Source organism: Oceanicaulis sp., from assembly GCA_040112665.1.
Taxonomy (GTDB): domain Bacteria; phylum Pseudomonadota; class Alphaproteobacteria; order Caulobacterales; family Maricaulaceae; genus Oceanicaulis.
In genome coordinates this window covers 184470-211269 of the sequence record CP157796.1, presented here as the reverse complement: position 1 = coordinate 211269, position 26800 = coordinate 184470, and the positions used below count along the sequence as shown (strand labels likewise).

Genomic DNA, 26800 nt, shown 5'->3' with positions numbered 1-26800 from the left:
AGACAAGTGCGCGAAAGCCACGCGGTCCGCGCAAGTCGTTCAAATCGCTAAGAACGTGGTTCTCAGTGCGCCGAGCGCCGCATGCCCGCCGCGATCTCGTCGAGTTCGGCCTGCTCGGCCGCGCGCACGGAGTCCTGGATGCGCGCGATTCGCCGCTCTTCGAGCAGTTCGAACTTTTTCAGCTCGGCGAACGCCGTCTCCAGTCGTTCGCGAATCGCGCCGGCCTGCGCATCGACCTCGTCCAGGCTCGTGCGCAGCTTTTCCTTGCGCTGGATCACCGAGCGCGCGTAGCTGCCGTACGCGATGTAGCCGTCACGGTTTTCCACCGCCACGGCCTGTTCCTCCGGCACGCTCTCTTCAAGGCGCTCGATCTGGTCGAGGATCGAGCCGCGCACGGTCTCGATATCGGCCATCTGCTTTTGCAGTTCCTCGACCTTGAAGCGCGCGAGCCTGATCAGCGGCTCATGCGATCTCGTTCCCATCATCACCCTCCATCACCCAGGATCCCGGCCAGGGCCGCGAAACTCTCCCCGATGGGCGAGGCCTCGTCTTTTCCCTGCGCCAGAAACGCTTCCAGCGGTTCGTTGACCGCAATCGCCCGGTCCACCGCCGGGTTCGATCCCGGCGAATACGCGCCGAGCCGAATGAGTTCTTCCATGTCGGCGTAGGCCGACAGGAGCGCGCGTGCGGCTTTCGCCGTGTCCGCCTCGCCGGGGCCGTAGACCTCCGGGGCGGTGCGCGAGATTGATTTGAGCACGTCGATCGCCGGGAAGCGGCCGCGCTCGGCGATCCGGCGGTCCATGACCACATGGCCGTCCAGAATGCCGCGGACCGCGTCGGCGATCGGCTCGTTATGATCGTCGCCGTCCACCAGCACGGTGAACAGCCCGGTGATCGACCCCGTCCCCTCGGGCCCCGGGCCGGCCCGCTCGAGAAGGGCGGGCAGCTCTGCGAAGACCGAGGGCGTATAGCCGCGCGTGGTCGGCGGTTCGCCGGCGGCCAGCCCGATCTCGCGCTGGGCCAGGGCGAAACGGGTGACCGAATCCATCAGGCAGAGCACGTTCAGGCCCTGGTCGCGGAAATATTCCGCCGTGGTGATCGTGGCGTAGGCCGCGCGGCGCCGGGCGAGGGCGGGCGCGTCGCCGGTCTCGGTGATCACCACCGATTTTGCGCGCCCGTCAGGGCCCAGCACGTCCTCGACGAATTCGCGCGCCTCCCGGCCGCGTTCGCCGATCAGGCCGATGACGATCACGTCGGCGTCGGATCCTCGCGCCAGCATCGACAGAAGCACCGACTTGCCCACGCCGGACCCGGCGAAAACGCCCAGCCGCTGGCCCTTGCGCATCGGTGTGAAGACGTCGAGCGCGCGCACCCCGAGGCTCATCCGATCGCCCAGCCTCTGACGGGAATGCGCGCAGGGCGCGCGGCCTTTCAAAGGATAGCCGGCTTCGCCTTCGTGCAGGGCGCCCAGCCCGTCGCGCGGGGTTCCGCCGCTGTCGATGACGCGGCCCAGCCAGGCCCGGCAGGGTTTCAGAACGCCGCCTTCGGGATTGATCGAGGCCTGCGCGCCCGGCCGGACGCCGGAAAGATCGCCATAGGCCATCATCAGCGCGGTCTCGCCGCGGAAGCCGACCACCTCGCAGCGCGCGGGGCCGGACTCGCCCACCATGATCTCCGCAGACGCGCCGAGACTCAGCGCGCCGCGCGGGCCGGTGGCTTCGACCAGCAGGCCGTTGACGGCGCTGACGCGCCCCTTGAAGGTCCGCGTCTGCAGCGCGCCGATCTCTGCGATCAGGCTGTCCACGCTCGTTCTCTCGCGTCTGCCGGGGCGCGTTTTGCGCCGCTTCGAAGAGAGGTTTAACCCAAACGCGGTTTCGGTCGCGTAAACGGAGCGGAGCGTGCCGCGCCGATCGCACAGCCTCTGGCGGCCTTGGCGCAACCGCGGATAACGCCCGTCATTACCGTCGGTTTCGGATTAAATCAGCGCCCGGCTGTTCCATTCTGTCCGAAAATCGCTATTTTCCCGCTCGCTGCGCCGGGCGGGCCGATGACGGACCCGGACGCGGCAGACCGCATCGACGGTTCACGACCATCGCGACGGCTCCCTGCCGGGCCGTAGGGCGCGTCCGCGCCATTGAACGACCACATCGCTGGCGCCGCCGCCGCCGCCGAGACATCGACGACGAGGAGAGCCCATGCCGCTTGACGGAAAAATTCGCATCGCCGGGTCGAGGCCCAAGAAAAAGGCGGTCTCCCGCCAGCACAAGGACAATCTCTACGCGCGGATCGACGAGACGAAGTTCAACCGGTACGTCGTCCACGACATCGCGCGCTATCGCAAATATGTCGAGGAGGGCGGTGCGGAGGTCTATTCCGCCGAGGAACTCGACGCCCTCGAAAAGGCGGGCGTGTCCGACCGCCTGCCGCCGCGCGCGACCGGGTACTATCTCGACCTGGCCAAGCGCTCGACGGCGGTGAAGAACCTCATCAAGGCCCGGCCTGAGGAGATGGACGATCTGTCCGGCGAGGCCGACCCGTCCAACCAGCTGAAATACAGCCCCATTCCGGGCCTTCTGCACAAATACGAGCTGGTGCTGCTTTACGTGGTGCGCACCTGTTCGAGCTGGTGCCGGTACTGCTACCGCTCGGATTTCCTGACCGGCAAGACCGGCAAGGACACCGCCTCGATCCACGAGATCAAGGAGTACATCACCGGCCATAACGAAAAGGTCGCCTCCGGCGAGATCACCGACAAGCCGAAGATACGCGAGGCGCTCCTGTCGGGCGGCGACCCGATGGTGCTCTCCAACCGTAACCTGTTCGACTATCTCAACGGCCTGGCCGAAGCCGGTCTCGAAGTGATCCGCATCGGGACCAAGGAGATGGCCTTCTTCCCCGAGCGCTTCGACGACAATTTCTTCGAGATGCTGGACCTGTTTCATGAGCTGCACCCCCAGGTGCTGCTCGCCTTCATGGTCCACTTCACCCATCCCGACGAATTCCTGCGGGTCAGCGAGACCGGCGACCATGTCCGTGACGAGGACGGCCGTCTGCTGCGCAATCCGCTGGTCGAGCGCGCCGCGCAGCGCCTGCGCTCGCGTCCCTTCGTGACGCTGGAAAACCAGACCCCGATCATCGACAGCGTCAACGACGACGCCGACACGCTCCGCCTGATGCAGCAGGAGCTCAAGCGGATGGGGGTGAACAACCACTACTTTTTCCAGTGCCGCGAGATCGAGGGTTTTCGCGCCTTCGCGGTTCCCGTGGAGAAAGCGTGGAAGATTCACGCCGAGAGCCAGCACGGCCTGTCCGGCATCGAGCGGTCTCGCTTCGCCCTGTCTACCGAGGCGGGCAAGATGGAGCTCGTCGCGCTGACCGAAGGCGACGAGCGGCTGCGCAGCGTCGGCGGCGAGCTGGGCCAGGCGCTGGCCGAAGGGCTGGCGGTCTTCCGCCTTCACCGCACCCCGTTCGAGAACCGGCAGAGCGATCTGGTGATTGCACGCCGCAATCCCGAGGCGCTGTGGATCACCGGCTATGAGGACCGTATCCTCTATGACGGACGGGTCGAGGGCGCTGACGAGAAATGGGGGCCTTTGCTGGCCGCGATCGCGCCGGCGATGATGGCTGCTGAATAGTCCTTATACAGAACGAACGCATGGCGACCCCGCTCCGGCGCCGCCGGGGCGGGGTTTTGCTTGACAGCGACTGTCCACAAGTTCGCACACGGAACAAAACAAGTCCTCCGTACGCGACGCAGCCGGTCGTATGATTTATTAACCAGCTGATTTTTCTGGCCTGGCTAGAGAGAATCGCCTTCGCGGACTCGATTCCACCCATCGAGTCAAACCGCCGTTAACTTCTCCTAAGGGATTCTCGCCTCTCATAGCGAATAAGGTTAACGGTTGATGCGTCGGGCGAGACCAATGATTCGTCCGTGCGGCCTTGGGAGGGGGAACCGATGCGGGTCCTGCTGATCGAAGACGACCGCGCCACGGCGCAGGGAATCGAGCTGATGTTGAAGTCCGAGGGCTTCAACGTGTACGTGACCGATTACGGCGAGGAGGGCGTCGATCTCGGCAAGCTGTATGATTACGACATCATCCTGCTTGATCTGAACCTTCCGGACATGCCGGGCTTCGACGTTCTGAAGACCCTGCGCGTGGCCAAGGTCGACACCCCGATCCTGATCCTCTCGGGCAACGCCGACATCGATAACAAGGTGCGCGGCCTGGGGTCTGGCGCGGACGACTACATGACCAAGCCCTTCCACAAGGAAGAGCTGATCGCGCGGATCCACGCCGTCGTGCGCCGCTCGAAAGGTCACAGCCAGTCGATCATCAAGACCGGCGACATCGCGGTGAACCTGGACGCCAAGACGGTGGAGGTCGCCAATCAGCGCGTCCACCTGACCGGCAAGGAATACCAGATGCTCGAGCTGCTCTCCCTGCGCAAAGGGACCACGCTCACCAAGGAGATGTTCCTCAACCATCTCTATGGCGGCATGGACGAGCCCGAGCTGAAGATCATCGACGTGTTCATCTGCAAGCTTCGCAAGAAGCTCTCGGCGGCGACCGGCGGAGACAACCATATCGAGACCGTCTGGGGCCGCGGCTACGTGCTGCGCGATCCGGTCGAGGAGCAGAAGGCCGCGAGCGCCTAGGCGACGCGCCTCACCCGAACAGAGAACGCCCCGGCGCGCATCCGCCGGGGCGTTTTTTGTTTCAGACCGCCGCTCAGCCTTCGAATGCTTCTTCGCGCGCGGTCGGGGCGTGTTCGAGCTTCAGCACCGCGCCCTCGATATCGTCGACCAGCACGTAGATCGCGCCGTCAGGGCCCACGCGCACGTCGCGATAGCGCTCCTCGCGCTCGGTCAGGAGCGGCTCGACCCCGATCACCCGGTCGCCGTCCATCTCCAGACGCTGAAGCGCCATGCCGGCGAGCGCGGAGACGAAGAGATCGCCCTCCCAGTTGGGAAACTGGGTTCCGTCATGGAAGGCCATGCCGGCTGGCGCGATGGAGGGGTTCCAGTACCAGACCGGCTCGGTGAAGGCAGGGTTCTCCTGCTGCAGCGAGACGACCGAGCCGTTGTAATTGATCCCGTAGGTCACCGCCGGCCAGCCATAGTTCGCGCCGGGTTGCAGCACGTTCAGCTCATCGCCGCCGCGCGCGCCGTGTTCATGGGTGAAGACCGAGCCGGTCTCGGGGTTGCGGTCGATGCCCTGAACGTTGCGATGGCCGTAGCTGTAAACGCCCGGCGCAGCGCCTTCGATCGTGGGATTGTCGGCCGGGATCGAGCCGTCGCGATTGATGCGGACGACCGTGCCCAGATGATTGGCCGGGTTCTGCGCTTCGTCCTGATGCATCCCGCCGTCGCCCAGGGTGACGAACAGCGTATCGTCGGGGTTGAACAGGATCCGGCCGCCGAAGTGAAAGCCGCGGCGCTTTTCGAAATTGACCTTGAAGAGGTCCTCGACATTTTCAAGCGCGCTAAGATCCTCGCTCAGCCGGGCGCGGGCGAGCACGGTGCGGTTCGCATCCGCCGTGCCTTCGGAATAGGTGAAGTAAACCTCGCGGGTCTGATCGAAGTCCGGCGCGACCGCGATCTCCATCATGCCGCCCTGGCGCTCGACAACGAGGTCTTCGGGAAGCCCGCTCACCGGCGCCGCGCGCAGGCCCTCCTGATCGATCACCCGCAGCGCCCCGTCGCGCTCGGTCACCAGCATCTCGCCGGTCGGCAGGAAGGCGAGCGACCAAGGAAAGCCCAAGCCTTGGGCGACGGTCGTCACCGTGAAGCTTTCCTGCTGGCTGTCGATCACGTCCTGGGCGAAGCCCGGCGCGGCGAAGCTCAGCGCAAGGCCGGAAGCAAGCGTCGTGGCGGCGGCGAGGCGAAGCATGGATGTCTCCCTTCGAAGCGATGCGGAAGGGAAGATAGCGGCCCGCGACGAAAACAGAAGCTGACGAATGCGTGATCTACGCCGCGATGCGCTTGGGCGCTGCGGCGAAGGCGCCCGCCATCAGCTTCAGCCGCTCGGCGTAGGCCGGCGCCAGAGCCGCCGACTGCGCCCAGCGTCGGCGCAGCTTCACCGGCGCCGCGCCAAGCGGTCCGGGCAGGATCGCACCGGCGGCTTCGGCCAGCTCCCAGGCGGCCACACGCGCGCCGGCGAAGCCCGGCTGCAGGGCGCGGCCCGCGCTCAGCGGGGTTTCGAAATCGGTGTAGTAGGCCTTGTAGGCCTGCTCGCCCTTGCCCAGATCGATCCGGCTGAGGCCGAGCTCTCCCGCCGCGTCGATGATCCCCTCGAGCAGCAACAGGCCCGGCGACACCGCGGCGAACGCCCGGTCATAGGCCGGCGTCCAGGAATGGTAGGTCCCGCCCGCGACGAGGCCCGTCTCCACCGCAGCCAGTTTTCCACCCAGATAAAGCGAGGCGGTCAGCCCCCGCAGCGGGCCGAACCCGCGCAGGGCGGCAGCTTCGAAGACTTTCGCCGTCCAGCCCGTTTCGAACAGGTCGGCCAGCCCGCTGTCGCGGTATTGTGCGCTCTTCCAGGCCTTCAGCGCCGCGAAGCGCTCGCCCTGGGGGTCACCGAAGACGATTCTGACGTCGCCGAACTCGCGCTCGGCCTTGCGGCGGCGCTGGGCGATCTTCTTGAAGTGGCTCTTGTGCAGGCCCCGGCGGCGGTCGCGCCAGGCGTCCGCGCCCTGGGACAGGTCGATCACAGCCGAGCCGGCGCGCTCACGCACCCGGCCGGGCGCAGGGCCGAGCCAGTTGTCGTAGACCAGCGCCTCCGCGCCCATGGCGTCCAGAAGCGCGCCGGGATCGACCTTCAGCGGCTTGGCGCTGGCGAAACCCTGAACGTCCGACAGCGGCGCGCCGACAGGCCGCGCGATCCCGCCGACCGGCTTGTGAAACGCGAAATATCCGACAGGGGCGGCGTTTTCTTCAGCGACGATCACCCGGACATCGCCGCGCGCGGCGTCCACCATGTCTGCGAAATCAGGCAGCAGGTAAGGGCTCTGCACGCCGCTTTCGCCGGCCAGGACGCGCCAGCGCTCCCGGTCTCGCCGGCCGAGTTCGCAAAGAGCTGTATCGAAAAGGCGCATGACGCGCTCCCTGCCGCTTCGGTCGAGGACTGAAATGCAAGGCGCGCGCCGCACGCGAATCCGCTAAGGTCACGTTTCGTTCCAGTTTGCAGGTGGTGATGACGATGGGCGGGGAAACGATCGGGTTCTGGATTTTGATCGGCGCGAACGTATTGATCGCCGCCATGTTGATCGCCGTTCTGGTGCGGCGGTCGCCGGAACCGAAATTCCCGATGGGCGAGTTTCAGGAAACCGTCACGCGCGCAGTTGAGCCGATCCAGCGCGGCGCTCGTGAAGATTCTGGAGCGCTCCGAAAAGAGCTCCAAGACAGCGCAGGGGCGCAAAGGGAGTCTCTCGAAAGGAAGATGGACAATCTTACTGACGGCAACGCCCGCCAGTTCAAGGATCTCCGTGAAATTCAGTCTCAGCAGCTGGAAGCTTTCGGCAAGTTGATGGCCGAGCGTCTTGATGCGATGGCCCGCCAGCAGGACGAGTTGAAGAAGACGCTCGCCGACCAGGGCGTCGCGCTCTCCGAGCGCCTCGACAAGAAGCAGGCGTCGATCCAGCAGCAACTCGATCAGAAGCTCCGGGAGTTGCGCGAGGAAAACGGCCAGAAGCTAGAGCAGATGCGGCAAACTGTGGACGAGAAGCTCCAGAGCACGCTTGAGAAACGGCTAGGGGAATCGTTCAAGCAGGTTAGCGAGCGGCTTGAGACCGTGCACAAAGGGCTCGGCGAGATGCAGGCGCTCGCAGGGAGCGTCGGCGACCTCAAGCGGACTCTGACGAACGTGAAGACCCGCGGCACCTGGGCGGAAGTCCAGCTGGGCGCGATCATTGAGGACATGCTCACGCCTGATCAGTTCGAACAGAACGCCCAGATCAAGAAAGGCTCGCAGGAGCGGGTCGAGTTCGCGATCCGCTTGCCCGGCCGCGATGAGGATGGAACGCCCGTGCTGCTGGCGGTCGACTCCAAGTTTCCAACCGAGGATTACGAGCGCCTGATGCAGGCATCCGAGCGGGGCGACCCTGTAGAGGTCGAAGCCGCCGCCTCCGCGCTTGAAAAGCGGATCGTGGCTTTCGCAAAAGACATTTCCTCGAAATACATTTCGCCTCCGGCTACGCCGGACTTCGCCATCATGTATCTTCCGACCGAAGGGCTGTACGCCGAGATCGTGCGCCGTCCGGGGGTGGCGTCCCGCATACAGAACGAGCACCGGGTCGCCATTACAGGACCGTCGAATTTCGCCGCTTTCCTGACCACGCTGCAGATGGGTTTCCGGACGCTCGCTATCGAGAAACGTTCCAGCGAGGTCTGGCAGGTTTTGGGTGCTGTGAAGACGGAATTCGACCGGTTCGGGTCGGTGATCGGCAAGGTGAAGAAGAAGCTTCAGGAAGCAGGCAATCACCTCGATCAGGTCGACACGAGGACGCGCGTTATGAACCGCAAGCTTAAGACCGTCGAAGCGCTCCCCGATCAGGACACCGTCGCCCTACTCGGGCCTATGGAGGCCGAGGACAGCGATCACGGGCTGGAACCAGACGAAGTAGGGGCGCCCCGCCCGTCTTGAACGCCGTTCCCCACGGGATAACTTATCGGCCATGGCTGTACGCGAAATCCTCACCGTTCCCGACCCGCGGCTGAAGCTGGTCTCCAGGCCTGTCGAGGGCGTGGACGACGCGCTCCGCGATCTGATGGACGACATGGTGGAGACCATGTACGCGGCGGACGGGATCGGCCTTGCGGCGATCCAGGTCGGCGTGGACAAGCGCGTCATCGTCATGGACCTGTCCGAAGACCGCAACGACCCGCGCTATTTCGTCAATCCGGTGATCACGCCGCTGACCGAGGACCTCAAGCCCTATTCCGAGGGCTGTCTGTCGGTGCCTGACATCTATGACGAGGTCGAGCGCCCCGCCCGGGTGAAGGTCGAGTATCTCGACTATGACGGCGAAAAGCGCGAGGAGATCGCCGAGGGCCTGTTCGCAGTGTGCATCCAGCACGAGATGGACCATCTCGAAGGGATCGTCTTCATCGATTACCTGTCGCGCCTGAAGCGCGAGCGGGCGGTGAAGAAGGTGCAGAAGCTGGTCAAGACCCGCCAGGTCGCCGCGGAATAATCTCACGCCGAAAGCGCGCTGGACGCACGGGCCGATCCCCGCCAGTCTCCGCGCCATGTTCGAGCTTTCCGTCCGCGTCCTCTCCCGGCGTCTCAAACGCCCCTTCGTCATCTCCACCGGCCGGCGCACCGTGCAGACCGCGGTCGAGGTGCGCCTGAGTTCAGGCGGCGTCACCGGCGCGGGCGAAGCCTCCGGCGTGAGCTATCTCGGCGAGACCGCAGAGACGATCGCGGCCCAGATCGAGGCGGTGCGCAGCGCGATCGAAGCCGGCGTCGACCGCCAGGCGCTGCTTGATCTGCTGCCGCCCGGCGGGGCGCGCTTCGCGGTAGATTCCGCGCTGTGGGATTTCGAGGCGAAGACGTCGGGGCGCTCTGTCGCCGAGATGATCGGCGTCGACGACGCCCGTGCGCCCCAGCTCACCGCTTTCACCATCTCGCTGGACGCGCCCGAGGCGATGGAGGCCGCTGCGCGCGACGCGTCCGGTCTCGGCCTTCTGAAGGTCAAGCTCGGCGGCAAGGACGGGCGGGACGGCGAGCGCGCGCGCGCCGTGCGCCGCGGCGCGCCCGAAGCCACCCTCATCGCTGACGCCAACGCCGGCTGGACGCTCGACAATCTCGGGGAAGACGCGGAGGCGCTGGCCGAGGCCGGCTTCGCCCTGCTCGAACAGCCGCTGCCCGCCGGGTCGGACGAGCCGCTCGACCGGTTCGACAGCCCGCTGCCGCTGTGCGGGGATGAAAGCGTGCAAAGCCTCGCCGAGCTCGACGCGGCCGCGGCGCGCTACGACTTCATCAACATCAAGCTCGACAAGTGCGGCGGGCTCACCCACGCGCTGCAAATGCGCGAGCGCCTGAGAGCGCTGAACAAGGGCCTGTTCGTGGGCTGCATGATCTGCGGGGTGCGGGCGATCGCGCCGGCCTTTCTGTTCGCGCGCGACGCCGACTACGTCGATCTCGACGGCCCGCTCTGGCTGGCTGAGGACGAGGCCGAACTCACCATGGATGCGCGCGGCCGGCTGAGCCCGCCGCCGCACCGGTTCTGGGGCGAACCATGAAGCTGCACGATATCGAAGGGCCGTATCTTCTGTTCCTGGGCGAGGCCGGATCCGCAGAGCAGGACGTCGGCGCGAAGACCGCCGAGGGCGTCTATTTCTGGCGGCCTGAATCCTGTGTCGGTCAGCAGCGCCTGCCCGGCGCGAACCTCGATCTCGGCCTGCCCGACATGACCGCTGAGGAAGGCGCGGCCGCCGGCGCGAAGACGCTGGTCGTCGGCGTCGCCAACCGGGGCGGGCGGATTTCCGAGGCCTGGATCCCGTATCTTCTCGCCGCGCTCGAAGCGGGGATGGACCTCGCCAGCGGGCTGCACATAAAGCTCTCCGGCATCGCCGAGGTGCGCGAGACCGCCGCCCGGCTCGGCCGGAAGCTGCACGACGTGCGCCACTGGTCAGGCCCGCCGCTGCCCGTGGGCGAGGGCCGGGTCCGGCCGGGCAGGCGCGTGCTGATGATCGGGACCGATTGTGCGGTGGGGAAGAACTTCACCGCGCTCGCGGTCGAGGCTGAACTCAAGCGCCGCGGGATCAAGGCGAGCTTCCGCGCCACGGGGCAGACTGGGGTGCTGATCGCGGGCGAGGGGATCGCCATCGATGCGGTGCCGGCCGATTTCATTTCAGGGGCGGTGGAGATGCTGACTCCGCCTAACGACCCCGATCACTGGGACGTCGTCGAGGGCCAGGCGAGCGTGCTGCATCCGAGTTTCGCCGGGGTGACGACGGGGCTCGTGCACGGCGCACGGCCCGACGCGATGATCTGCTGTCACGAGGCGGGACGCACCACCGTGCGCGGCCTGCCCGAACGCGCGCTGCCGAGCCTCACTGCGACGATCGAAGCCCATCTGTTCACCGCGCGCGTCACCAACCCGGCCTGCCGGGCGGTGGGCGTCAGCGTGAACACCCGCAAGCTGTCAGACGCCGAAGCGCGCGCGGCGATCGCGGCTGCGGAGGCGGAGACCGGCTTGCCGGCCACCGACCCGATCCGCTTCGGCGCCGGGCCTCTGGCGGACGCGCTGATCGCGCTGCCCGCCGAGCCGGCTTGAGGCGGGGCTAGCCGCCCGCGCCTTCGCCGCCCTCTGAGGGCTGCTGCAGTTCGCCGGTCGGGTCCTGTTCGACCAGGCCCGCGACCTGACGGAACACCGCTGCGTTCTCGTCCATCTGGTCTTTCAGCGTGGGGTTCTGTTCGCCCACGGTGGTGAAAAATCCGGCGGCTTCGCGCAGCAGCTTGGCTGCGAGATCGGCATGGGTCGGCATGTGAGGCTGTCCTCGTTCTGACGAGTGTGCAGACGGCGCGGCCAGGCCGGCGCGCGTGGCGAGTCGCGACAGTCGAGCACGCCGCGACGTGCGGTTCAACCCGAGCCGCCTCGCGTTGTTCGCGACCGCAGGCCGGGCTATACCCGGTCAGCTCAGGGCGGGGGGCGCGATGAGAGACGGGACGGATCGACGATCGGGCGTCTGGCCGGCCTTGCGGACGGTGCTGATCGCACTGTTTTTCGCCGCACCTCTGCTGAGTGGTCTGGTCAACCGCGCAGTCGACCGCGACCCTTTCACCATGCCCGATTACGGCGCGATCGCCTGCGGAGCGGAAAAACTCGCCGCCGGTGAACCGCTTTACGAGACCGGGCGGCGCCAGAACTGCGAAGGCTATGAGAGCCCCGCCTACCTGTATCCGCCCTTTCTGGCCGGGGTGGTGCTGGGGCTTCAGGCGAGCTTCGGGCCGGAGGGTGCGCGCGCGCTGTATTTCAGCGTCTATCTCGCTGCGATCGGATATCTGCTCTGGACCGCGTTCCTCGCCTCAGGCCCCCCCGGCGCGCGGCATGACCGGTTCAAATATATCGGTCTGATAACAGCCACACCGATCTGGTTCGCGAACGTCGCACTGATCGTCCACGCGGTGATCGTCTACGCTGCGCAGGCGGCCATGAGGCGTCCGGCGATCCTGATGGCGGTGCTCGTCGCGGCGTCCATGGTCAAGCTGAGCTTTCTCACGTGCGTGCTCGTATTCGCCTGCCTGCCGATGCCTGTCTGGAAGCGGATCGCACTGAGCACTCTGACTGCGATCGCCGGGATCGGTGCGGTGACCGCCTTCATGCAGACCGGCGGCGAGGCTGCGCTGCTCTGGCGGGAGAGCCTCGCCTATGTCGCCTTTGAATGGGTGCCCGGCAATGGAGCCATGGGATGGGCCGTGCGGATGGGCGCGCCGGACGCGGCCGCAGTCGCGATCGCCCTGGTGTTTGCGGCGCTCGTCGCGCTTAGCGCGCTGTTGATCTGCGAACAGGGCGAGGCCGACGTACGCCAGCGGGTCTTCATCGGCCTGGCGGCCGCCGTCCTCGCCATGCCCAGGATCATGCCCTACGACGTCTTTCTGCTGGCGCCGGGCATGGTGGCGATCGTGGAACTCGCCGTGAAAGCCGATGCGCGGCTCGGTCTGTGGGCGCGACGCGCGGCACTGGCGGGATGTGTCGGCGCTGTCGTGATGAGCCTCGCCGGTTACGCTGATCAGCGTCTCGACGTCGCGCTCGCCTTGTTCGCTGCAGCGCTGTTTCTGTCCGCCTGGGCTCACCGGACTTTCGACGTACGCGCCTTTTTGGCCAGGGCGGAGCGCTCTGCGAAACAGCACGGCAATCCGCGCTCGACCGAGCTGTGATCCGGCGCCCCGCGCCTCAGTCCTGAAGGATCGCCGGATAGTTCGCGTCCGCGCGTGCGATGAAGCCTGGGATGTCGGCTTCCCAGCGGTCCTGGATGTCCTGGTTGAAGTTCAGATAGAGCTTGCCGTCGACGATCCTCCAGAAGTTCGGGTCGCCCTTGGCGGTGTAGCCCTCGGCCATCGCCCAGGCGCAGTATCCGCCGTATTGCGGCGCGTAGGCGTCAGGGTCGGCGAGGAAAAGGTCTAGATTGGCCTGGCTGGCAAACCGCCAGACCGCGCCGTTCCACTCGGTCTCGAACGCGCGCGAGCCGCGCACCGGCGCGCCTTCGGTGAAATAGGCCACCGGGTCGTAGCCGCTCAGGGCGGTGTTCGAGAAGACCCCAGTATAGATCAGATCGTCGGCGAAGGCCGGCTGGGCGGGCAGGGCGGCGGCGCCGGAGACCGCAAGAACGGCGGCGGCGAGAAGCGAAGCGTGTTTCATCGTAAGCGTTCCTTCAGAGACCCGGCCTGAGCGCCGGGCTGAGGAACGGTTACGCGCCTTGCGGCCCGGCCGCATTACACGACCGGGCACGCGCGCGTGAGGCGTGGTCACGCTTCTGCGAGGTCAGCCCTCGGCTTCGATGAAGCCGCGATTGCGCAGCAGCGGTTCGACGTTCGGCTCGCGGCCGCGGAAGCCGATATAGGCGTCCATGGCCGGCTCGCTGTCGCCGGCGGAGAACACGCTCTCATAGAGCTTGCGGGCGAGTTCGGGGTCGAAGATGTCGCCCGACTCCTCGAAGGCGGCGAAGCCGTCATTGTCCAGAACTCCGGCCCACAGATAGCTGTAATACCCCGCCGAATAGCCCTCGCCTGCGAAGGTGTGCAGGAAATGGGTCGAGCGGTGCCGCATCGGGATGGCCTGCACGTTGTCGCGGCTGTCGAGAACCTCGCGCTCGAAGGCGGCGATGTCCAGGGTCTCGGGCTCGGTGCTGAGATGGTAGGCCATGTCCACGAAGCCCGAATTCAGGAACTCCACCGTGGCGAAGCCCTGGTTGAAGGTCTGCGCTTCAAGCACCCGCTCGAGCAGTTCGCGCGGCATCGGCTCGCCGGTCTCATGATGCAGGGCGAAGCGCTCGAGGACTTCGGGCTGGGACAGCCAGTGCTCGTAGATCTGGGCGGGAAACTCGACGAAGTCGCGATCCACCGAGGTGCCCGCCAGGCTCGGATACTCGGTGTCCGACAAAAGCCCGTGCAGCGCATGGCCGAACTCGTGAAACAGCGTCGTCGCATCGGTGAACGACAGAAGCGCCGGCTCGCCTTCGGCCGGTTTGTTGTAGTTGCAGTTGTTCACGATGATCGGGATTTCCCCGGTGATCCCGTTCTGCGGGCGGAAGCTGGACATCCAGGCGCCGCCGCGCTTGCCGGGCCGGGCGAAGTAGTCGCCGTAGAACAGGCCCGCGGTTTCGCCTGCGGCGTTCTTCATCTCCCAGACGCGGACGTCTGGGTGGTAGACCGGGATGTCGAAGCGCTCGGTGAAGGTGACCCCGAACAGCCGCTCGGCGACGTAGAACTGCGCCTCGATCATCTTGTCGAGCTGCAGATAGGCCTTCACCTCGCTGGGATCGAGATCATAGCGCTCGGCGCGGACCTGCTCGGTGTAATAGCGCCAGTCCCAGGGCATGACCTCGTGGTCGAGCCCGGCGGCCTCGATGCGCGCTTCGATATCGGCCTGCTCTTCGAGCGCGCGATCGCGGGCGGGCCACCAGACCTGCTCCATCAGCGCGATCGCCGCGTCGGGCGTGCCCGCCATCGTGCCGCCGGTGCGGTAATGAGCGAAGGTCTCGTAGCCCAAGAGGTTGGCCATCTCCAGGCGCAGGGCGAGGATCTGGCGGATGGTCTCGTGATTGTTGAATTCGTTTTCGTTGTCGCCCCGGTTCGTCCAGGCGCGCCAGGCCTGCTCGCGCAGGTCCCGGTCCGGCGCGGTCTGAAGGAAGGGCTCGACGCTCGAACGCGCCAGGGTGATCACATGGCCGTCCATGTCCCGGTCCGCCGCCGCGCCGGCGGCCGCGGAGACCACGTAGCCGGGCAGCCCGTCCAGCGCCTCGGCGTCGAGCGCGAGCGTGTAGCTTTCCCGGTCGGCCTGCTCGTTCTGGGAGAACTGGGTGTAGAGCCCGGCGAGGTCGGCGCGGATCTCCGCGAAGCGCTCGCGGTCCTCGCCTTCGAGCTGGGCGCCGGCGCGCACGAAGTCCTCGTGCGTGACCACCAGCAGTCGGCGCTGCTGATCGGTCAGGCCGAGCGTATCGATCTGCTGGTGAAGCGCGTCGATACGGGCGAACAGATCCTCGTTCAGCGTGATCGACGCCGAGTGCGCGGCCAGGCGCGGGCTCATCTCGCGCTGGATTGCGCGGATCTGATCGTTGCTCGCCGAGCTGGTGAGGTTGAAGAAGACACGGCTGACCCTGCCCAGATCGCCGCCCGCGGTCTCCATCGCCAGAAGCGTGTTTTCGAAGGTCGGCGGCTCGGGATTGGTCGCGATCGCCTCGATCTCGGCGCTATGGGCGGCGATGGCCGCCTCGAACGCCGGCAGGAAGTCGTCCGCACTGATCGCGTCGAAGGGCGGGGCGTCGAACGGGGTCTCCCATTCGGCCAGCAGCGGGTTTGCCGCCTCGCCGGTCTGGCTTTTCGCCGCTTCCGATCCGGTTTCGGTGTTCGGCGTTGCGGCCTCGGGCGCGCAGGCGGCGAGCAGCAGGGCTGCGGCGGCGGTGGACAGCATCAGGCGTTCGATCATGAGTATTCCCCTCCCGGAAGGCGCGCGGGGTGCGCCCGCGCCGTTACAAGATAACCTCCCCATTCTGGCCAGCGGGCGGGTCTCGGGCAACACCAATTGAGTTAGGGATATTCGCCAGCAGCGCGGCCGCTTCCGTTCCGCCGCGAACGCGCTAGGTTTCGCGCTCACGCCGAGCAGGAGAGCGATATGGCCGAAGCGATGAGCACCGCCGCGCCGGGCGAAACCAAGCACGAGGCCTACGCTCGCGTGGCTGCGGAGATCGCGGCGGTCGTCGCCGGCGAGAGCAGCGCGACCGCGCGCTACGCTACGGCGGCCTGCATCCTGGCGCATAATTTCGGCCCGCGCTTTTTCTGGACAGGCTTTTACGTCGTCGATCCCGACAAGCCGCAAGAGCTCGTCGTGGGTCCCTATCAGGGCACGCTGGGCTGCCTCCGGATTCCGTTCGGCAAGGGCGTGTGCGGCGCGGCTGCGGCGAGCGGACTGACCCAGCTCGTTCCCGACGTGCACGCCTTTCCCGGCCATATCGCGTGTGACGGCCGCACGCAGTCGGAAATCGTCGTACCGGTGTTCGACGCCGAAGGCCGGCTCGCCGCCGTGCTCGACGTCGACAGCACCGAGCCCGACGCCTTCGACGCGGAGGACCAGGCGGGTCTTGAGGCGATCTGCAAGCTTCTGCTCACGTCTTGACCAGAAACAATGAACCCCGGCGGAGCGATCCGCCGGGGTTTTTCTTGGTCGCGATGTCAGCCGAGCCTACCGCTCGAACTTCTGGAACTTCACGCGCTTCGGGACGAGGGCGTCGTCGCCCAGGCGGCGCTTCTTGTCGGCGAGATAGTCGGTGAAGCCGCCTTCGAACCATTCCACATGGCTGTCGCCTTCGAAGGCGAGGATGTGGGTGGCGATGCGATCGAGGAAGAAGCGGTCGTGGGAGATCACCACGGCGCAGCCGGGGAAGTCTTCCAGAGCGCTTTCAAGCGCGGACAGCGTTTCGACGTCGAGATCGTTGGTCGGTTCGTCGAGCAGCAGCAGGTTGCCGCCCTCTTTCAGCATCTTGGCGAGGTGCACGCGGTTGCGCTCACCGCCGGAAAGAAGCCCGACCTTCTTTTGCTGGTCGCCGCCCTTAAAGTTGAACGCGCCCACGTAAGCCCGGCTCGGCACTTCGCGGCCGCCCAGATCGATCATGTCGTTGCCGCCGGAGATCTCTTCCCAGACAGTCTTTTTCGGGTCGAGCGCGTCGCGGCTTTGATTGACATAGCCGAGCTTGACGGTCTCCCCGAGCGTGACCTTGCCCTCGTCGGGCTGCTCCTCGCCGACGATCATCTTGAACAGGGTCGTCTTGCCCGCGCCGTTCGGACCGATCACGCCGACCACGCCGCCGGGCGGCAGTTTGAAGTCGAGATCGCGGATCAGGAGCTTGTCGCCGAAGCCCTTTGAGACATGGTCGAAGTCGACCACGTTACCGCCCAGGCGCGGGCCGGGCGGGATGTTGATCACTGCGGTGTTGATCTTCTCGCGATCGGCCGCGTCACGCTTCTCCTCATAGGCCTTGATGCGGGCCTTGGACTTGGCCTGACGGGCCTTGGGCGAGGAGCGGATCCATTCGAGTTCCTTGGCGAGCGCGCGCTGCTTGGCGCTTTCCTCGCGGGACTCCTGGGCCAGGCGCTTCTGCTTCTGTTCGAGCCAGCTGGAATAGCCGCCCTGATAGGGCACGCCCTTGCCGCGATCGAGCTCCAGCGTCCAGGTGGTGATGGAGTCCAGGAAATAACGGTCGTGGGTGACGATCAGCACCGCGCCGTCATAATTCTCGAGGTGGTTCTGCAGCCAGGCCACGCTCTCGGCGTCCAGATGGTTGGTCGGCTCGTCGAGCAGCAGCATGTGCGGCTTGGAAAGCAGCAGTCGGCAGATCGCCACGCGGCGCTTTTCGCCGCCGGAGAGATTGGTGACGTTCGCGTCGGCCGGCGGGCAGCGCAGCGCGTCCATCGCCATCTCGATCTTGGCGTCGATGTCCCATGCGTCGCGCGCGTCGACCTGCTCCTGAAGGGCGGTCATCTCCTCCATCAGCTCGTCGGAATAGTCCTCGGCGAGCTTCATCGCGATCGCGTTGTAGGCGTCGTAGATCTTCTTGTCTTCGCTGCCTTCGATGACGTTTTCCCAGACGTTTTTCTCCGGATCGAGCTGGGGCTCCTGGGGCAGATAGCCCACGCGCACGCCCTTCTCCGCCCAGGCCTCGCCGGTGAAGTCGGTGTCCTGGCCGGCCATGATGCGAAGGAGCGAGGATTTACCCGCGCCGTTCACGCCCACCACGCCGATCTTGGCGTCGGGCAGGAAGTGCAGCGAGATGCCGGAGAAGACCTGCTTACCGCCCGGGTAGGTCTTCGCCAGATTGTCCATGTGATAGACGTATTGATACGCGGCCATCGGCGCGGGGCTCCTCAAGCGCTGAGAGGGGATGTGACCGCCGCATATAGCGGACGGCGCCGGGGGCGCGCAATCGGCTGATGGCGGCTTCAACGGGCCTGGACAGCTTGCCGTCGCGTGCCTCGCGGTTACAGTCCGGCGACCCTGTAGACCGGAGCCTCGCCCATGCGCCTTTCGCTGTTCGCTTTCGCCGCGTCCGCCCTCGTCCTCACCGCTTGCGGGCAGGCGGCGCCCGGCGCGGCGTCGGCGCAGGGCGCGCCGGAGGATCCGGCAGCGCTCACCATCGAACGGGTCTTCGCTTCGCCCTCGCTGACCGGGCCGACGCCGCGCAGCCTGAAATTTTCCCCCGACGGTACGCGGGTGACGTTCCTGCGGCCCAAGGACGAAGACCGGACGGTGCTTGACCTGTGGGCCATGGACGTGGCGGACGGGCGCACCTACCGCCTGGTGGATGCGAGCGCGCTGGCGCCGGAGGAGCGCGAGCTGTCGGAAGCCGAGATCCAGTTCCGCGAACGCGCGCGGATCAGCGAGACCGGCGTGGTCGCCTATGACTGGGACGAGAGCGGGCAGGCGGTGCTGGTCCCGCTGGACGGCGACGTGTTCTACGTCGATGTCGAGACCGGCGAGGCCGAGCGGTTGATGCAGACCGAGGCCTTCGAGACCGACTTCAAGGTGAGCCCGGACGGCCGGCATGTCAGCTTCATCCGCGAGCAGAATCTCTGGGTGCACGATCTTGAGACCGGGCAGGCTCGCGCCCTGACGACCGAAGGCGAAGGCCCGGTCAGCTGGGGCGTCGCCGAGTTCGTCGCCCAGGAGGAGATGCGCCGCTACACCGGGTACTGGTGGAGCCCCGGGGGCGACCGGATCGCAGTGGCGCGCATCGACGAAAGCCCGGTGCAGATCGTCCCGCGCTTTGGCATCGGCGCGGAGGGCGTCTCGGTGACCGAACAGCGCTATCCGCGCGCAGGCACGCCGAACGCGCTGGTCGAGCTCCATGTGATCGACCTCGCCACCGGCGAGCGTACGCAGGTCGATCTGGGCGAAGAGACCGACATCTATCTCGCCAGGGTGAACTGGAGCGCGGACGGCGACCGGCTTTACGTGCAGCGCCAGAACCGCGAGCAGACCGTGCTCGATCTTCTGGGAGCCGACCCCGCGACCGGCGAGACGGAGGTCGTGCTGACCGAGACCGCGCCGACCTGGATCAACCTCACTAACGACTTCACGCCGCTCGAGGGCGGGGGCTTTCTCTGGACGTCCGAGCGCAGCGGCTTCCGCCATGTCTATCACGTGGGCGCTGACGGCGAGACCCGTCAGCTGACCTCGGGCGACTGGGTGGTCGACGAGATCGCCGGCGTCTCCGAAGACGGCGGGACGATCTATTTCGAAGGCTGGGTGGAGACCCCGCTCGAACGCCATCTCTACGCCGTGCCCATGACGGGCGGAGATCCGGTGAAGGTCACCGAAGGCGAAGGGCTGTGGTCCGCGAGCCTGGGGCAGGGCGGGACCGCCTTCCTCGGCGGCTATCAGGACCCGGCCACGCCGAGCCGAACCGGACTTTATGCGATCGACGGGACGCGCATCGCCTGGATCGAGGAAAACGCGCTCGACGACGATCACCCCTACACGCCCAATCTTGAGAGCCATCTCACGCCTGAGTTCGGCACGATCACCGCGCCGGACGGGGAGACCACGCTTTACTGGTCGATGCTGAAGCCCGACCACTGCACCGCCGAGACGCCCTGTCCGGCGATCGTGCAGACCTATGGGGGGCCGCTGGTGCAGACGGTGAGGAAGAGCTTCGCCGGCCCGCGCGACCAGCTCTTCGCCGATCGGGGCTATGTCCTGTTCAGGATCGACAATCGGGGCAGCTGGAACCGCGGCCACGCCTTCGAGGCCGAGCTGCACGATGCGATGGGCTCGGTGGAGGTCGAAGACCAGCTCGCCGGCCTCGCCTTCCTCGAGGCGCAGGACTTTGTCGATCCCGACCGCGTCGGCCTCTGGGGCTGGTCTTACGGCGGCTACATGACGCTGATGACCAGCCTGCGGGCGCCGGACGCGTTCGACGCGGCGGTCGCCGGCGCCCCGGTCACCGACTGGTCGCTTTACGACACCCATTACACCGAGCGCTACATGGACACGCCCGAAGCGAACGCAGCCGGCTACGAGGACGGCTCGGCCTTCGCCCATGTCGAGAACTACGCCACGCCGACGCTCATCATCCACGGCATGGCCGACGACAACGTCACCTTCGACCACTCCACGCGCCTGTTCGCCGAGCTTCAGGCGCAGAACGCCGACTTCGAAATGATGACCTATCCCGGTCAGCGCCACGGCGTGCGCCCGCCGGAACTGCAGACCCATCTATGGACGCACATCTTCCGCTTCTTCGACGAAAGGCTGGCGGGGGAGGAAGCGGGCGGCCGGGGCTGACGCGCGTCAGCCCGCGTATTGACCGCGACACTCGCGCCTGCGGGCCATCGCCGCACCTCGCCCTGCTTCGCGCCGCAGGACAGGGGGGTTGCGGCGGCCGCGCCAGGGCGCGCTGCAGATATCTACGTTTGTCGCATTGCTTTTGAAAATCGTTCGCAGTAGCACCGCCGCCACGTTTTCCATGCATCGGGGTGCTAACTGAATATGCGTATTACAAAAATCCTCCTCGCCTCCGCATCGCTCGCGGTTCTCGGCGCGGCCTCGGTTGTCGCTCAGCCCGCCGAGCCTGACACGGTCGCGGACGTCATCACGGTGACCGGCTCGCCCTCGACCTTCGGCGCGATGAAGTCCGACACGCCGATCGTGGAGACCGCCCGTTCGGTGTCGATCGAGACCGAGGACATGTTCATCGCCAAGGGCGCGCTGACGCTCGACGACGTGCTGAACTACACCGCCGGCGTGACCGGCGAGGCCTACGGCTTCGCCACGCGCGGCGACTTCTACTTCGTGCGCGGCCTGAACGCGCCGGAATATCGTGACAACATCCAGTCGCTGTTCGGAAACTACAACAACACCCGGCCCGAGATTTACACCCTCGAGCAGGTCGAGGTCCTCAAGGGCCCGGCCTCGGTGCTGTTCGGCCAGGGCTCGCCGGGCGGTCTGGTCAACACCGTCTCCAAGATCGCAGGACCGGATCTCGACAGCGAGATCGTCGCTTCCTACGGCTCGTTCGACCGGGCCCAGATCGCGCTGGACTATAACCTCGCCCTGTCCGACACCGTTTTCGCCCGTGCCGTCGCGCTTTACCGCGACGCCGACACCCAGGTCGATTTCGTCGAGGACGACGCCCTTGTGCTCGCGCCCTCGCTGACCTGGACGCCGAGCGAGGACACCTCGGTGACGCTGCTGGTCAATTACGACGAACGCACCGGCGACGTGGCCCACCAGTTCCTGCCGCTGACCGGCACGCTCCTGCCCGCCGCCGAGCGGATCGAGAGCTCGACCTATCTCGGCGAGCCGGGCTTCAACCGCTACGACACGGAATCGACCGCTGTCACCGTGATGGGCTCTCACCGGCTGAGCGAGGTCTTCACGCTTGAAGGCACCGCGCGCTGGCGCGACGGTTCGAGCGACTATTCGCAGAGCTGGATCGCCTTCGCCGGCGCGGGCAATCCGCGGATCGACGCGGCCGGTGACGGGCTGCGCAGCTGGTACGACAATCCGGCCACCTCAGAGCAGCTCGCCGCCGACCTGCGGCTGCGCGCCGAATTCGCTACCGGCGGCCTCGATCACGAGGTTCTGATCGGCGTGAACGCCCAGGACATCGAGCTGACCCAGTCGCGCGCCTTCCTGCGCCAGGGCACGCTCAACGCCTTCAATCCGGTCTATGGCGACGGCGTGCCGACCGCGGCAGAGCTCGATGCGGTGCGCGGCGCGAGCCAGACCAGCACCGACTATGTCGGGCTCTACGTGAACGACCAGATCGAGGTTGGTGCGCTGCGCCTGACCGCCGGCCTGCGCTATGACGAGGTCAGCAACCAGACCGGCGGCGTCAGCCAAGACGACGACAAGCTGACCTTTGCGGCCGGCGCGCTCTACGCCTTCGACAACGGGCTGTCGCCCTACATCTCCTACGCGGAGAGCTTCGAGCCGGTCGTCGGCACCGACGCCTTCACCAGCGCTCAGCTCAAGCCGCGCGAGGGCGAGCAGGTCGAGATCGGCGTGAAGTTCCAGCCGAACGCCAGCACGCTGGTGACCCTGGCCTGGTTCGACATCGAACAGTCCAACCTGCCCAACCCGGCAGGTCTTCCCACCGCGCCGAGCCAGCAGGAAGGCGTGTCGACCATTTCCGGGCTGGAGGTCGAAGCGCTGACCGCGTTCGACACCGGTCTCGGCGCGGCGACGTTCGAGGCGAATTTCTCCGTGCTCGACGGCGAGGATCCGAACGGCCTGCCGCTGGCCTCCGTGCCTGAAACGCTCGCCTCGGTCTGGGGCACGATTCGTCCCGACGCGCTGGCCGGGCTGCGCCTGGGTCTCGGCGCACGTTATCTCGGCGAGAACGAGAGCAACGCGGGCGGCGGGGTGCGCGTCGTCACAGGCTCGGCCACGCTCCTTGACGCTCTGATCGCCTATGACTGGGCGGATTATTCGGTTCAGCTGAACGTCCGCAATCTCGCCGACGAGGACTATTACGCCACCTGCCTGGCCCGCGGGGACTGCTTCCCGGGCGAGGAGCGGTCGGTGAATCTGCGCCTGTCGCGGAGCTTCTAGTCCAGTGCTGGCGCAAGCGATCGAACCGGTGTGGGCTCTTCTGGCCGCGGCGCTGTCTGCGGCCGGGGCGCTCGCCCTGTTTGAAAGCTGGCGCCGGCGCGCGCACAGCCACCGGCGGCTGATGGCCGGCGGCTGGCTGGCGCTGATCGCCTCCGCCCCGTTCTGGATCGCCGCGAGCGGTCCGGATCGGGGCGCGGCGATGGCGGCCCTGGCCGCGATGGCGGCGGTGTCGATCGTTCTGGCGGTCCAGTACGCCCGGCCCGACGGCAAGCCGCGGCGCAATCCCGACCGCGTCGCGGCGGCCGTGTCCGTTCCGATCGGGGCCGGCCGCGTTCTGCGCACCGTCTATGTCGCGGTCCTCGCCACGCTGGCCGCGCTCGCCGCTTCGGTGTGCCTGTCGGGCACGGTCTATGCAGGAATTCTGGGCGCCGGCCTGGCCCAGCCCGACGCGCTGTTCTGGTCGGTGCTCGTCCTGCCGGTGAGCTGGGGCGGGCTCATGGTGATCCCGGCGCTCGATCTTCCCTTGCGCACGCGCAGCCTCATCATGGCCGGCGCGCTCGCGGCCGCAGGGGCGATGTTCGCTCTTGCGAGCCTGGTCTGAGGAGGGCGCGATGACCGCCTGGCCGACCCTTTCCAAGCGCTTCGTCGCCCGCATGCTGTCCGCGCACGCCGGGCTGGGTCTCGTGGCCGGCGCGATCCTGTATGTGCTCAGCCTGTCTGGCGTGCTGGTCACCTTCCATGACGATTTCGCGCGCTGGGAGCAGCCCGGCGCCTACGAGACCGCCCGGCCCGATCCGGCCGCCGCGGCGCGCGCGCTTCAGTCCGCCATCGCCGACTATCAGGCCCAGCACGGCGCCCCGCCGGCACAGGCCCAGCTCATCCTGCCCAATCCGGACGCCCCGCGAATGGCCACGCTGATCGGCGGCGAGGCGCGCTTCGTCGACGCCGATGGAGGCCTCGGCGAGGCGGTGGACCATCCGTTTTCCGAATTCCTGATCGATCTTCACTACTATCTGCATCTGCCCTCCACGCTGGGTCTGATCGTGGTGGGCGGGTTCGGCGCGGTCATGCTGGGCCTGGTGCTTTCGGGTTTTCTGGCCCATCCGCGCATCTTCCGCGACGCCTTCAGATTCCGCCGCAGCGGCAATGCGAAGCTCGCCCTCACCGATCTTCACAACCGGCTGTCGGTCTGGGGCGCGCCTTTCCACGTGATCGTGCCGCTGACCGGCGCGATGCTGGGCCTGTCGGTGCTGGCCGCCGCCGCCTTCCAGCCCACCGTGCATGACGAAGCGGTTCATGGCGGCTTTTTCGCGCCGACCTTCGGCGCCGCTCTGCCGGCGGGAGAAACCGAAGAGCCGCTCGCCGACGTGGAGGCGGCGCTCGCAAACCAGATGCAGCGCCGCCCGGACGTCGATTACTGGCTGCTGACGGTCGAGAACGTTCAGCGCGAGGGCCAGCGCGTCGAGATCCTGTCCATCGTTCCGGACCGGCTGATTTTCGGGGAGTATTTTCTCTACGCCCCGGACGGACGCTATCTCGGCCAGCAGGGGCTCGAGGACGGCACTCTGGGCCAGCAGATGATCGCGGCCGCCTATCAGCTCCACTTCGGAAGCTTCGGCGGCCTGCCGGTCAAGCTGCTTTACGCGGCGCTGGGTCTCGCGCTGTGCGTGGTGATCTCGAGCGGGATCACACTGTGGCTGGCTAAACGCGAAAGCCGCGGCAAGCCCAGCCCCGGCCTCGACCGGGCCTGGACCGCGGTGATCTGGGGCGGCCCCGCGCTGTTGGCGGTCTGCCTTGTCGCCTCGGTCGCCGGGCTCGCGCCGGGCGGCGCGCTGCCGGTGATCTTCTGGCTGGGGCTGGTCGCGCTGATCGCCGCCGCGCCTTCGATTGGGCGGGATGCGCTCGCCGCGGGGCTGAAACTCGCCACCGGCGCGCTCACCCTGGCGGGGTTCGCGATCCACTACGCCGCTCATGCCGGCGCTTACGACACGCCTGCGGCCTTCGGCGTCAGCCTGATCACCACCGCAAGCGCGCTGGCCCTCGCCGCCACGGCCGTCCCGCAACTCGGACGCCGCCGCGCCGGTAGAGCCGGAGAGCCGGCGGAATAGGCGGCGACCTGCAGCGTGACATTCCCGCCGCGTCCGCAAAAACCTCGCTTCTGTTAACTTAACTTCGCCGCTCGCGCGCGCTAACGTTTCGTTAAACGGCGCGCGCGCGAGGGGTGCGGCGCGTGATGACAGACCGTCGAGGGGATCGCGATGACGTCCGAAGTCATGATCATGAACCGCAACGCCGCGGTGCTGGCCGCCGACAGCGCGGTCACGTACGGCGGCGGTCCGGAGCCGGTGGTCACGCTGGAGGCGGAGAAGATCCTGCCGCTGAGCGAGAACATCGCGCTGATGGTCTACTCCCGCGGCGACGTGCTGGGCCGGTCCTGGTCGCACGTGGTTCACGCTTTCGCCCGCGAGCACAAGGGGCGCAGCTACGAGACGGTCACCGAATGCGCGGACGCCTTCTTCGCCTTCGTGGACAATAATCGCCGTCTCTTCCCCGAGCATGAGGAGAACGAGGAGTTCGAGGCGCTGATGCGCGCGGCCTTCCTCACCGTGCTCGCGCACGCCAAGGCGATGATGCGCTATCCGGGCGGCGCCTATGACAGCGACGAGGCCGCCTTCGACGCGGCGCTCGAGATGTATCTCGACCATCTGCGCCATGACGAGGCGGGCGCGCCGCGCGAGCGCCTCGCGGTCTTCGCCGAGTTCGGGCCGTCCGATTTCTACAAGCGCTACGGCGAGATGATCGACAAGCTGATCGCCGACAGCCTGGGCGATTTCGGCATGGCCGAGCAGATGCGCCAGAAGCTGTTCGACTTCGCCTACATGATCGCGACCCAGCCGGCCTTCCTCGAGCCCTATGCAGGCCTGGTTTTCGCGGGCTTCGGCGAGCACGACGTGTTCCCGGTCTTCACCCATTATTACGCCTCGATCCTGGTCGACGGGCGGATGAAGCGGGCGATCGACGAGACCACGGCGGTGGGTGTGGAGGAAGGCCCGAACGCCTATCTGCGCACCTTCGCCCAGGCGGAGATGACCCACGCCTTCCTGCGCGGCGTGCATCCGCTGATGTTCGACGTGATGATCTCGCTCAATCTCATCACCAACGAGGCCGCCGCCGAAGCCGCCCTCGTCGAGGCAGGAGTCGATCCCGCGACAGCGGACGCGGTGCTCGAGAAGCTGCGCGCCAACGCGCTGCCGAGCTTGACCGGAGAGTTCGTCCAGGCGACCCAGCAGGTCAGCCAGGAGGAGTTCATCAACCCCTTCATCAAGGTGGTCGAGGCCTCCGGCAAGCGTCAGCTCGCCGAGACTGCGAAAGCGCTGGTCGAACTCAACATACTGAAATCAGACCTGCATATGAGCCAGACCGGCGTCGGCGGCGAAGTCGATGTCGCAATGGTCTCGCGCACCTCGGGTCTCGAGTGGTATGTTAAGAAATCCTGAACGCGACGCTTCGGAGGCTGTCATGAGCGAAGACACGACCCGGCTGAACATCGAGCGCGCCCGCGCGGCGCTGGCCCGTGCGCGCGTCAATCATGTGGCTCAGGCCGTCCGCGCCCCGCGCCCGGCCGATCTGTCGCGCCTGGCCGAAGAACAGGAACGCCGCCGTTCGATCGATGCGCGCGCGGAAAGCTTCCGCGGCGCGGTGCGCGAGCGTCTGGGCCTGGGCGAATATCGTGGGCCCGGCGTGCCGGCGAGTTCCTATGTCGGCGCGGCGATGAGCGCGCCGCTCTGCGATGCGGACATGTGCGCCCCGCGCGTGCCCGAAGCGCTGAAAGCCGGCGACGCGAAGCCGGCCGGCAAGCCGCGCAAGACCGCCCGGACCAGGGACGGCGCGGCCTATTCGCCTCTTCCTGAGGGATATGTCGCCGGAGAGACCCCGAAGCCGCCCGCGCCTGCGAAGAAGCGGCGGAAATTTCTCGGCATCTTCTAGGCGCGACGCGGCGCACGGCGCCGCTGTTGAAACCTCG

At 66.9% G+C, this 26800-nt stretch carries 22 protein-coding genes; 14 read left to right on the top strand and 8 right to left on the bottom strand.

Translation table 11 applies throughout. The features are described from left to right. Nucleotides 1–62: 62 nt before the first annotated feature. Together fliJ and ABL308_01105 are read right to left on the bottom strand one after the other, a co-directional pair. Nucleotides 63–482 (bottom strand): flagellar export protein FliJ, encoded by a 420-nt coding sequence (fliJ, locus tag ABL308_01110; protein XBQ16488.1) that lies wholly within the window; start codon nt 480–482, stop codon nt 63–65. Between the two features lie 2 nt (nt 483–484). After that, nucleotides 485–1804 carry a FliI/YscN family ATPase gene (locus ABL308_01105; GenBank protein ID XBQ16487.1) on the bottom strand — a complete coding sequence of 440 codons (1320 nt, stop codon included), beginning with the start codon at nt 1802–1804 and terminating at the stop codon, nt 485–487. Between the two features lie 391 nt (nt 1805–2195). On the opposite strand from ABL308_01105, the gene ABL308_01100 reads away from it, so the two are divergent. Next, the gene (locus ABL308_01100; GenBank protein XBQ16486.1) at nt 2196–3635 is read left to right on the top strand and encodes a hypothetical protein; all 1440 of its coding nucleotides are present in this window, start codon (nt 2196–2198) and stop codon (nt 3633–3635) included. A 323-nt stretch (nt 3636–3958) separates the two neighbouring features. Beyond that, complete coding sequence (locus tag ABL308_01095; protein XBQ16485.1) at nt 3959–4660, top strand: response regulator transcription factor; 702 nt, start codon at nt 3959–3961, stop codon at nt 4658–4660. Between the two features lie 73 nt (nt 4661–4733). Here ABL308_01095 and ABL308_01090 read toward each other — a convergent pair whose 3' ends face one another. Both ABL308_01090 and ABL308_01085 read right to left on the bottom strand, forming a co-directional pair. Further along, entirely contained in the window at nt 4734–5894 is a 1161-nt protein-coding gene (locus tag ABL308_01090; protein XBQ16484.1) for a PQQ-dependent sugar dehydrogenase, read from the bottom strand. A 76-nt stretch (nt 5895–5970) separates the two neighbouring features. Further along, nucleotides 5971–7098, bottom strand: coding sequence for a GNAT family N-acetyltransferase (locus ABL308_01085; protein XBQ16483.1), 1128 nt, complete (start codon nt 7096–7098; stop codon nt 5971–5973). Nucleotides 7099–7202: 104 nt separating this feature from the next. Between ABL308_01085 and rmuC the strand changes: the two genes are divergently transcribed. The 4 genes from rmuC to ABL308_01065 are packed head-to-tail and all read left to right on the top strand — an operon-like array spanning nt 7203 to nt 11283. Further along, nucleotides 7203–8645, top strand: coding sequence for a DNA recombination protein RmuC (gene rmuC, locus ABL308_01080; protein XBQ16482.1), 1443 nt, complete (start codon nt 7203–7205; stop codon nt 8643–8645). Nucleotides 8646–8676: 31 nt separating this feature from the next. After that, nucleotides 8677–9195 (top strand): peptide deformylase, encoded by a 519-nt coding sequence (gene def / locus ABL308_01075; protein ID XBQ16481.1) that lies wholly within the window; start codon nt 8677–8679, stop codon nt 9193–9195. Nucleotides 9196–9250: 55 nt separating this feature from the next. Next, nucleotides 9251–10246 carry a dipeptide epimerase gene (locus ABL308_01070; GenBank protein XBQ16480.1) on the top strand — a complete coding sequence of 332 codons (996 nt, stop codon included), beginning with the start codon at nt 9251–9253 and terminating at the stop codon, nt 10244–10246. Then, nucleotides 10243–11283 carry a DUF1611 domain-containing protein gene (locus ABL308_01065; GenBank protein ID XBQ16479.1) on the top strand — a complete coding sequence of 347 codons (1041 nt, stop codon included), beginning with the start codon at nt 10243–10245 and terminating at the stop codon, nt 11281–11283. The genes ABL308_01070 and ABL308_01065 overlap by 4 nt, the downstream gene beginning before the upstream one ends. 7 nt (nt 11284–11290) lie before the next feature. On the opposite strand, the gene ABL308_01060 is transcribed toward ABL308_01065, so the two are convergent. After that, a complete protein-coding gene (locus ABL308_01060) occupies nt 11291–11494 on the bottom strand; it encodes a hypothetical protein (protein ID XBQ16478.1) in 204 nt (67 codons plus the stop codon). A gap of 169 nt (nt 11495–11663) precedes the next feature. Between ABL308_01060 and ABL308_01055 the strand changes: the two genes are divergently transcribed. After that, nucleotides 11664–12887, top strand: coding sequence for a hypothetical protein (locus ABL308_01055; GenBank protein XBQ16477.1), 1224 nt, complete (start codon nt 11664–11666; stop codon nt 12885–12887). A gap of 16 nt (nt 12888–12903) precedes the next feature. Here ABL308_01055 and ABL308_01050 read toward each other — a convergent pair whose 3' ends face one another. Further along, nucleotides 12904–13368 (bottom strand): YHS domain-containing (seleno)protein, encoded by a 465-nt coding sequence (locus tag ABL308_01050; protein XBQ16476.1) that lies wholly within the window; start codon nt 13366–13368, stop codon nt 12904–12906. A 123-nt stretch (nt 13369–13491) separates the two neighbouring features. Beyond that, nucleotides 13492–15654, bottom strand: coding sequence for a M3 family metallopeptidase (locus ABL308_01045; protein XBQ16475.1), 2163 nt, complete (start codon nt 15652–15654; stop codon nt 13492–13494). Nucleotides 15655–15840: 186 nt separating this feature from the next. On the opposite strand from ABL308_01045, the gene ABL308_01040 reads away from it, so the two are divergent. After that, entirely contained in the window at nt 15841–16341 is a 501-nt protein-coding gene (locus ABL308_01040) for a GAF domain-containing protein (protein XBQ16474.1), read from the top strand. Between the two features lie 66 nt (nt 16342–16407). Here the strand turns inward: ABL308_01040 and ettA are convergent, their stop codons facing one another. Further along, nucleotides 16408–18072, bottom strand: coding sequence for an energy-dependent translational throttle protein EttA (gene ettA, locus ABL308_01035; GenBank protein ID XBQ16473.1), 1665 nt, complete (start codon nt 18070–18072; stop codon nt 16408–16410). Nucleotides 18073–18237: 165 nt separating this feature from the next. On the opposite strand from ettA, the gene ABL308_01030 reads away from it, so the two are divergent. The 6 genes from ABL308_01030 (at nt 18238) to ABL308_01005 (ending at nt 26763) form a co-directional block, all read left to right on the top strand. Continuing rightward, entirely contained in the window at nt 18238–20505 is a 2268-nt protein-coding gene (locus tag ABL308_01030) for a S9 family peptidase (protein ID XBQ16472.1), read from the top strand. A gap of 204 nt (nt 20506–20709) precedes the next feature. Next, a complete protein-coding gene (locus tag ABL308_01025; GenBank protein ID XBQ16471.1) occupies nt 20710–22776 on the top strand; it encodes a TonB-dependent siderophore receptor in 2067 nt (688 codons plus the stop codon). 4 nt (nt 22777–22780) lie between these two features. Continuing rightward, nucleotides 22781–23377 carry a hypothetical protein gene (locus ABL308_01020; GenBank protein XBQ16470.1) on the top strand — a complete coding sequence of 199 codons (597 nt, stop codon included), beginning with the start codon at nt 22781–22783 and terminating at the stop codon, nt 23375–23377. Between the two features lie 10 nt (nt 23378–23387). Continuing rightward, nucleotides 23388–24884 (top strand): PepSY-associated TM helix domain-containing protein, encoded by a 1497-nt coding sequence (locus tag ABL308_01015; GenBank protein ID XBQ16469.1) that lies wholly within the window; start codon nt 23388–23390, stop codon nt 24882–24884. A 150-nt stretch (nt 24885–25034) separates the two neighbouring features. Next, nucleotides 25035–26273 carry a hypothetical protein gene (locus tag ABL308_01010; protein XBQ16468.1) on the top strand — a complete coding sequence of 413 codons (1239 nt, stop codon included), beginning with the start codon at nt 25035–25037 and terminating at the stop codon, nt 26271–26273. 22 nt (nt 26274–26295) lie between these two features. Further along, nucleotides 26296–26763: a hypothetical protein gene (locus ABL308_01005; GenBank protein ID XBQ16467.1), complete on the top strand. Its 468-nt coding sequence runs from the start codon at nt 26296–26298 to the stop codon at nt 26761–26763. Nucleotides 26764–26800 lie beyond the last annotated feature (37 nt).

What these genes read in the sequence shown, in the direction of transcription:
- fliJ (XBQ16488.1), bottom strand. Translation starts at nt 482, where the DNA reads ATGGGAACGAGATCGCATGAGCCGCTGATCAGGCTCGCGCGCTTCAAG.
- ABL308_01100 (XBQ16486.1), top strand. Translation starts at nt 2,196, where the DNA reads ATGCCGCTTGACGGAAAAATTCGCATCGCCGGGTCGAGGCCCAAGAAA.
- ABL308_01095 (XBQ16485.1), top strand. Translation starts at nt 3,959, where the DNA reads ATGCGGGTCCTGCTGATCGAAGACGACCGCGCCACGGCGCAGGGAATC.
- ABL308_01090 (XBQ16484.1), bottom strand. Translation starts at nt 5,894, where the DNA reads ATGCTTCGCCTCGCCGCCGCCACGACGCTTGCTTCCGGCCTTGCGCTG.
- ABL308_01085 (XBQ16483.1), bottom strand. Translation starts at nt 7,098, where the DNA reads ATGCGCCTTTTCGATACAGCTCTTTGCGAACTCGGCCGGCGAGACCGG.
- rmuC (XBQ16482.1), top strand. Translation starts at nt 7,203, where the DNA reads ATGGGCGGGGAAACGATCGGGTTCTGGATTTTGATCGGCGCGAACGTA.
- def (XBQ16481.1), top strand. Translation starts at nt 8,677, where the DNA reads ATGGCTGTACGCGAAATCCTCACCGTTCCCGACCCGCGGCTGAAGCTG.
- ABL308_01070 (XBQ16480.1), top strand. Translation starts at nt 9,251, where the DNA reads ATGTTCGAGCTTTCCGTCCGCGTCCTCTCCCGGCGTCTCAAACGCCCC.
- ABL308_01065 (XBQ16479.1), top strand. Translation starts at nt 10,243, where the DNA reads ATGAAGCTGCACGATATCGAAGGGCCGTATCTTCTGTTCCTGGGCGAG.
- ABL308_01060 (XBQ16478.1), bottom strand. Translation starts at nt 11,494, where the DNA reads ATGCCGACCCATGCCGATCTCGCAGCCAAGCTGCTGCGCGAAGCCGCC.
- ABL308_01055 (XBQ16477.1), top strand. Translation starts at nt 11,664, where the DNA reads ATGAGAGACGGGACGGATCGACGATCGGGCGTCTGGCCGGCCTTGCGG.
- ABL308_01050 (XBQ16476.1), bottom strand. Translation starts at nt 13,368, where the DNA reads ATGAAACACGCTTCGCTTCTCGCCGCCGCCGTTCTTGCGGTCTCCGGC.
- ABL308_01045 (XBQ16475.1), bottom strand. Translation starts at nt 15,654, where the DNA reads ATGATCGAACGCCTGATGCTGTCCACCGCCGCCGCAGCCCTGCTGCTC.
- ABL308_01040 (XBQ16474.1), top strand. Translation starts at nt 15,841, where the DNA reads ATGGCCGAAGCGATGAGCACCGCCGCGCCGGGCGAAACCAAGCACGAG.
- ettA (XBQ16473.1), bottom strand. Translation starts at nt 18,072, where the DNA reads ATGGCCGCGTATCAATACGTCTATCACATGGACAATCTGGCGAAGACC.
- ABL308_01030 (XBQ16472.1), top strand. Translation starts at nt 18,238, where the DNA reads ATGCGCCTTTCGCTGTTCGCTTTCGCCGCGTCCGCCCTCGTCCTCACC.
- ABL308_01025 (XBQ16471.1), top strand. Translation starts at nt 20,710, where the DNA reads ATGCGTATTACAAAAATCCTCCTCGCCTCCGCATCGCTCGCGGTTCTC.
- ABL308_01015 (XBQ16469.1), top strand. Translation starts at nt 23,388, where the DNA reads ATGACCGCCTGGCCGACCCTTTCCAAGCGCTTCGTCGCCCGCATGCTG.
- ABL308_01010 (XBQ16468.1), top strand. Translation starts at nt 25,035, where the DNA reads ATGACGTCCGAAGTCATGATCATGAACCGCAACGCCGCGGTGCTGGCC.
- ABL308_01005 (XBQ16467.1), top strand. Translation starts at nt 26,296, where the DNA reads ATGAGCGAAGACACGACCCGGCTGAACATCGAGCGCGCCCGCGCGGCG.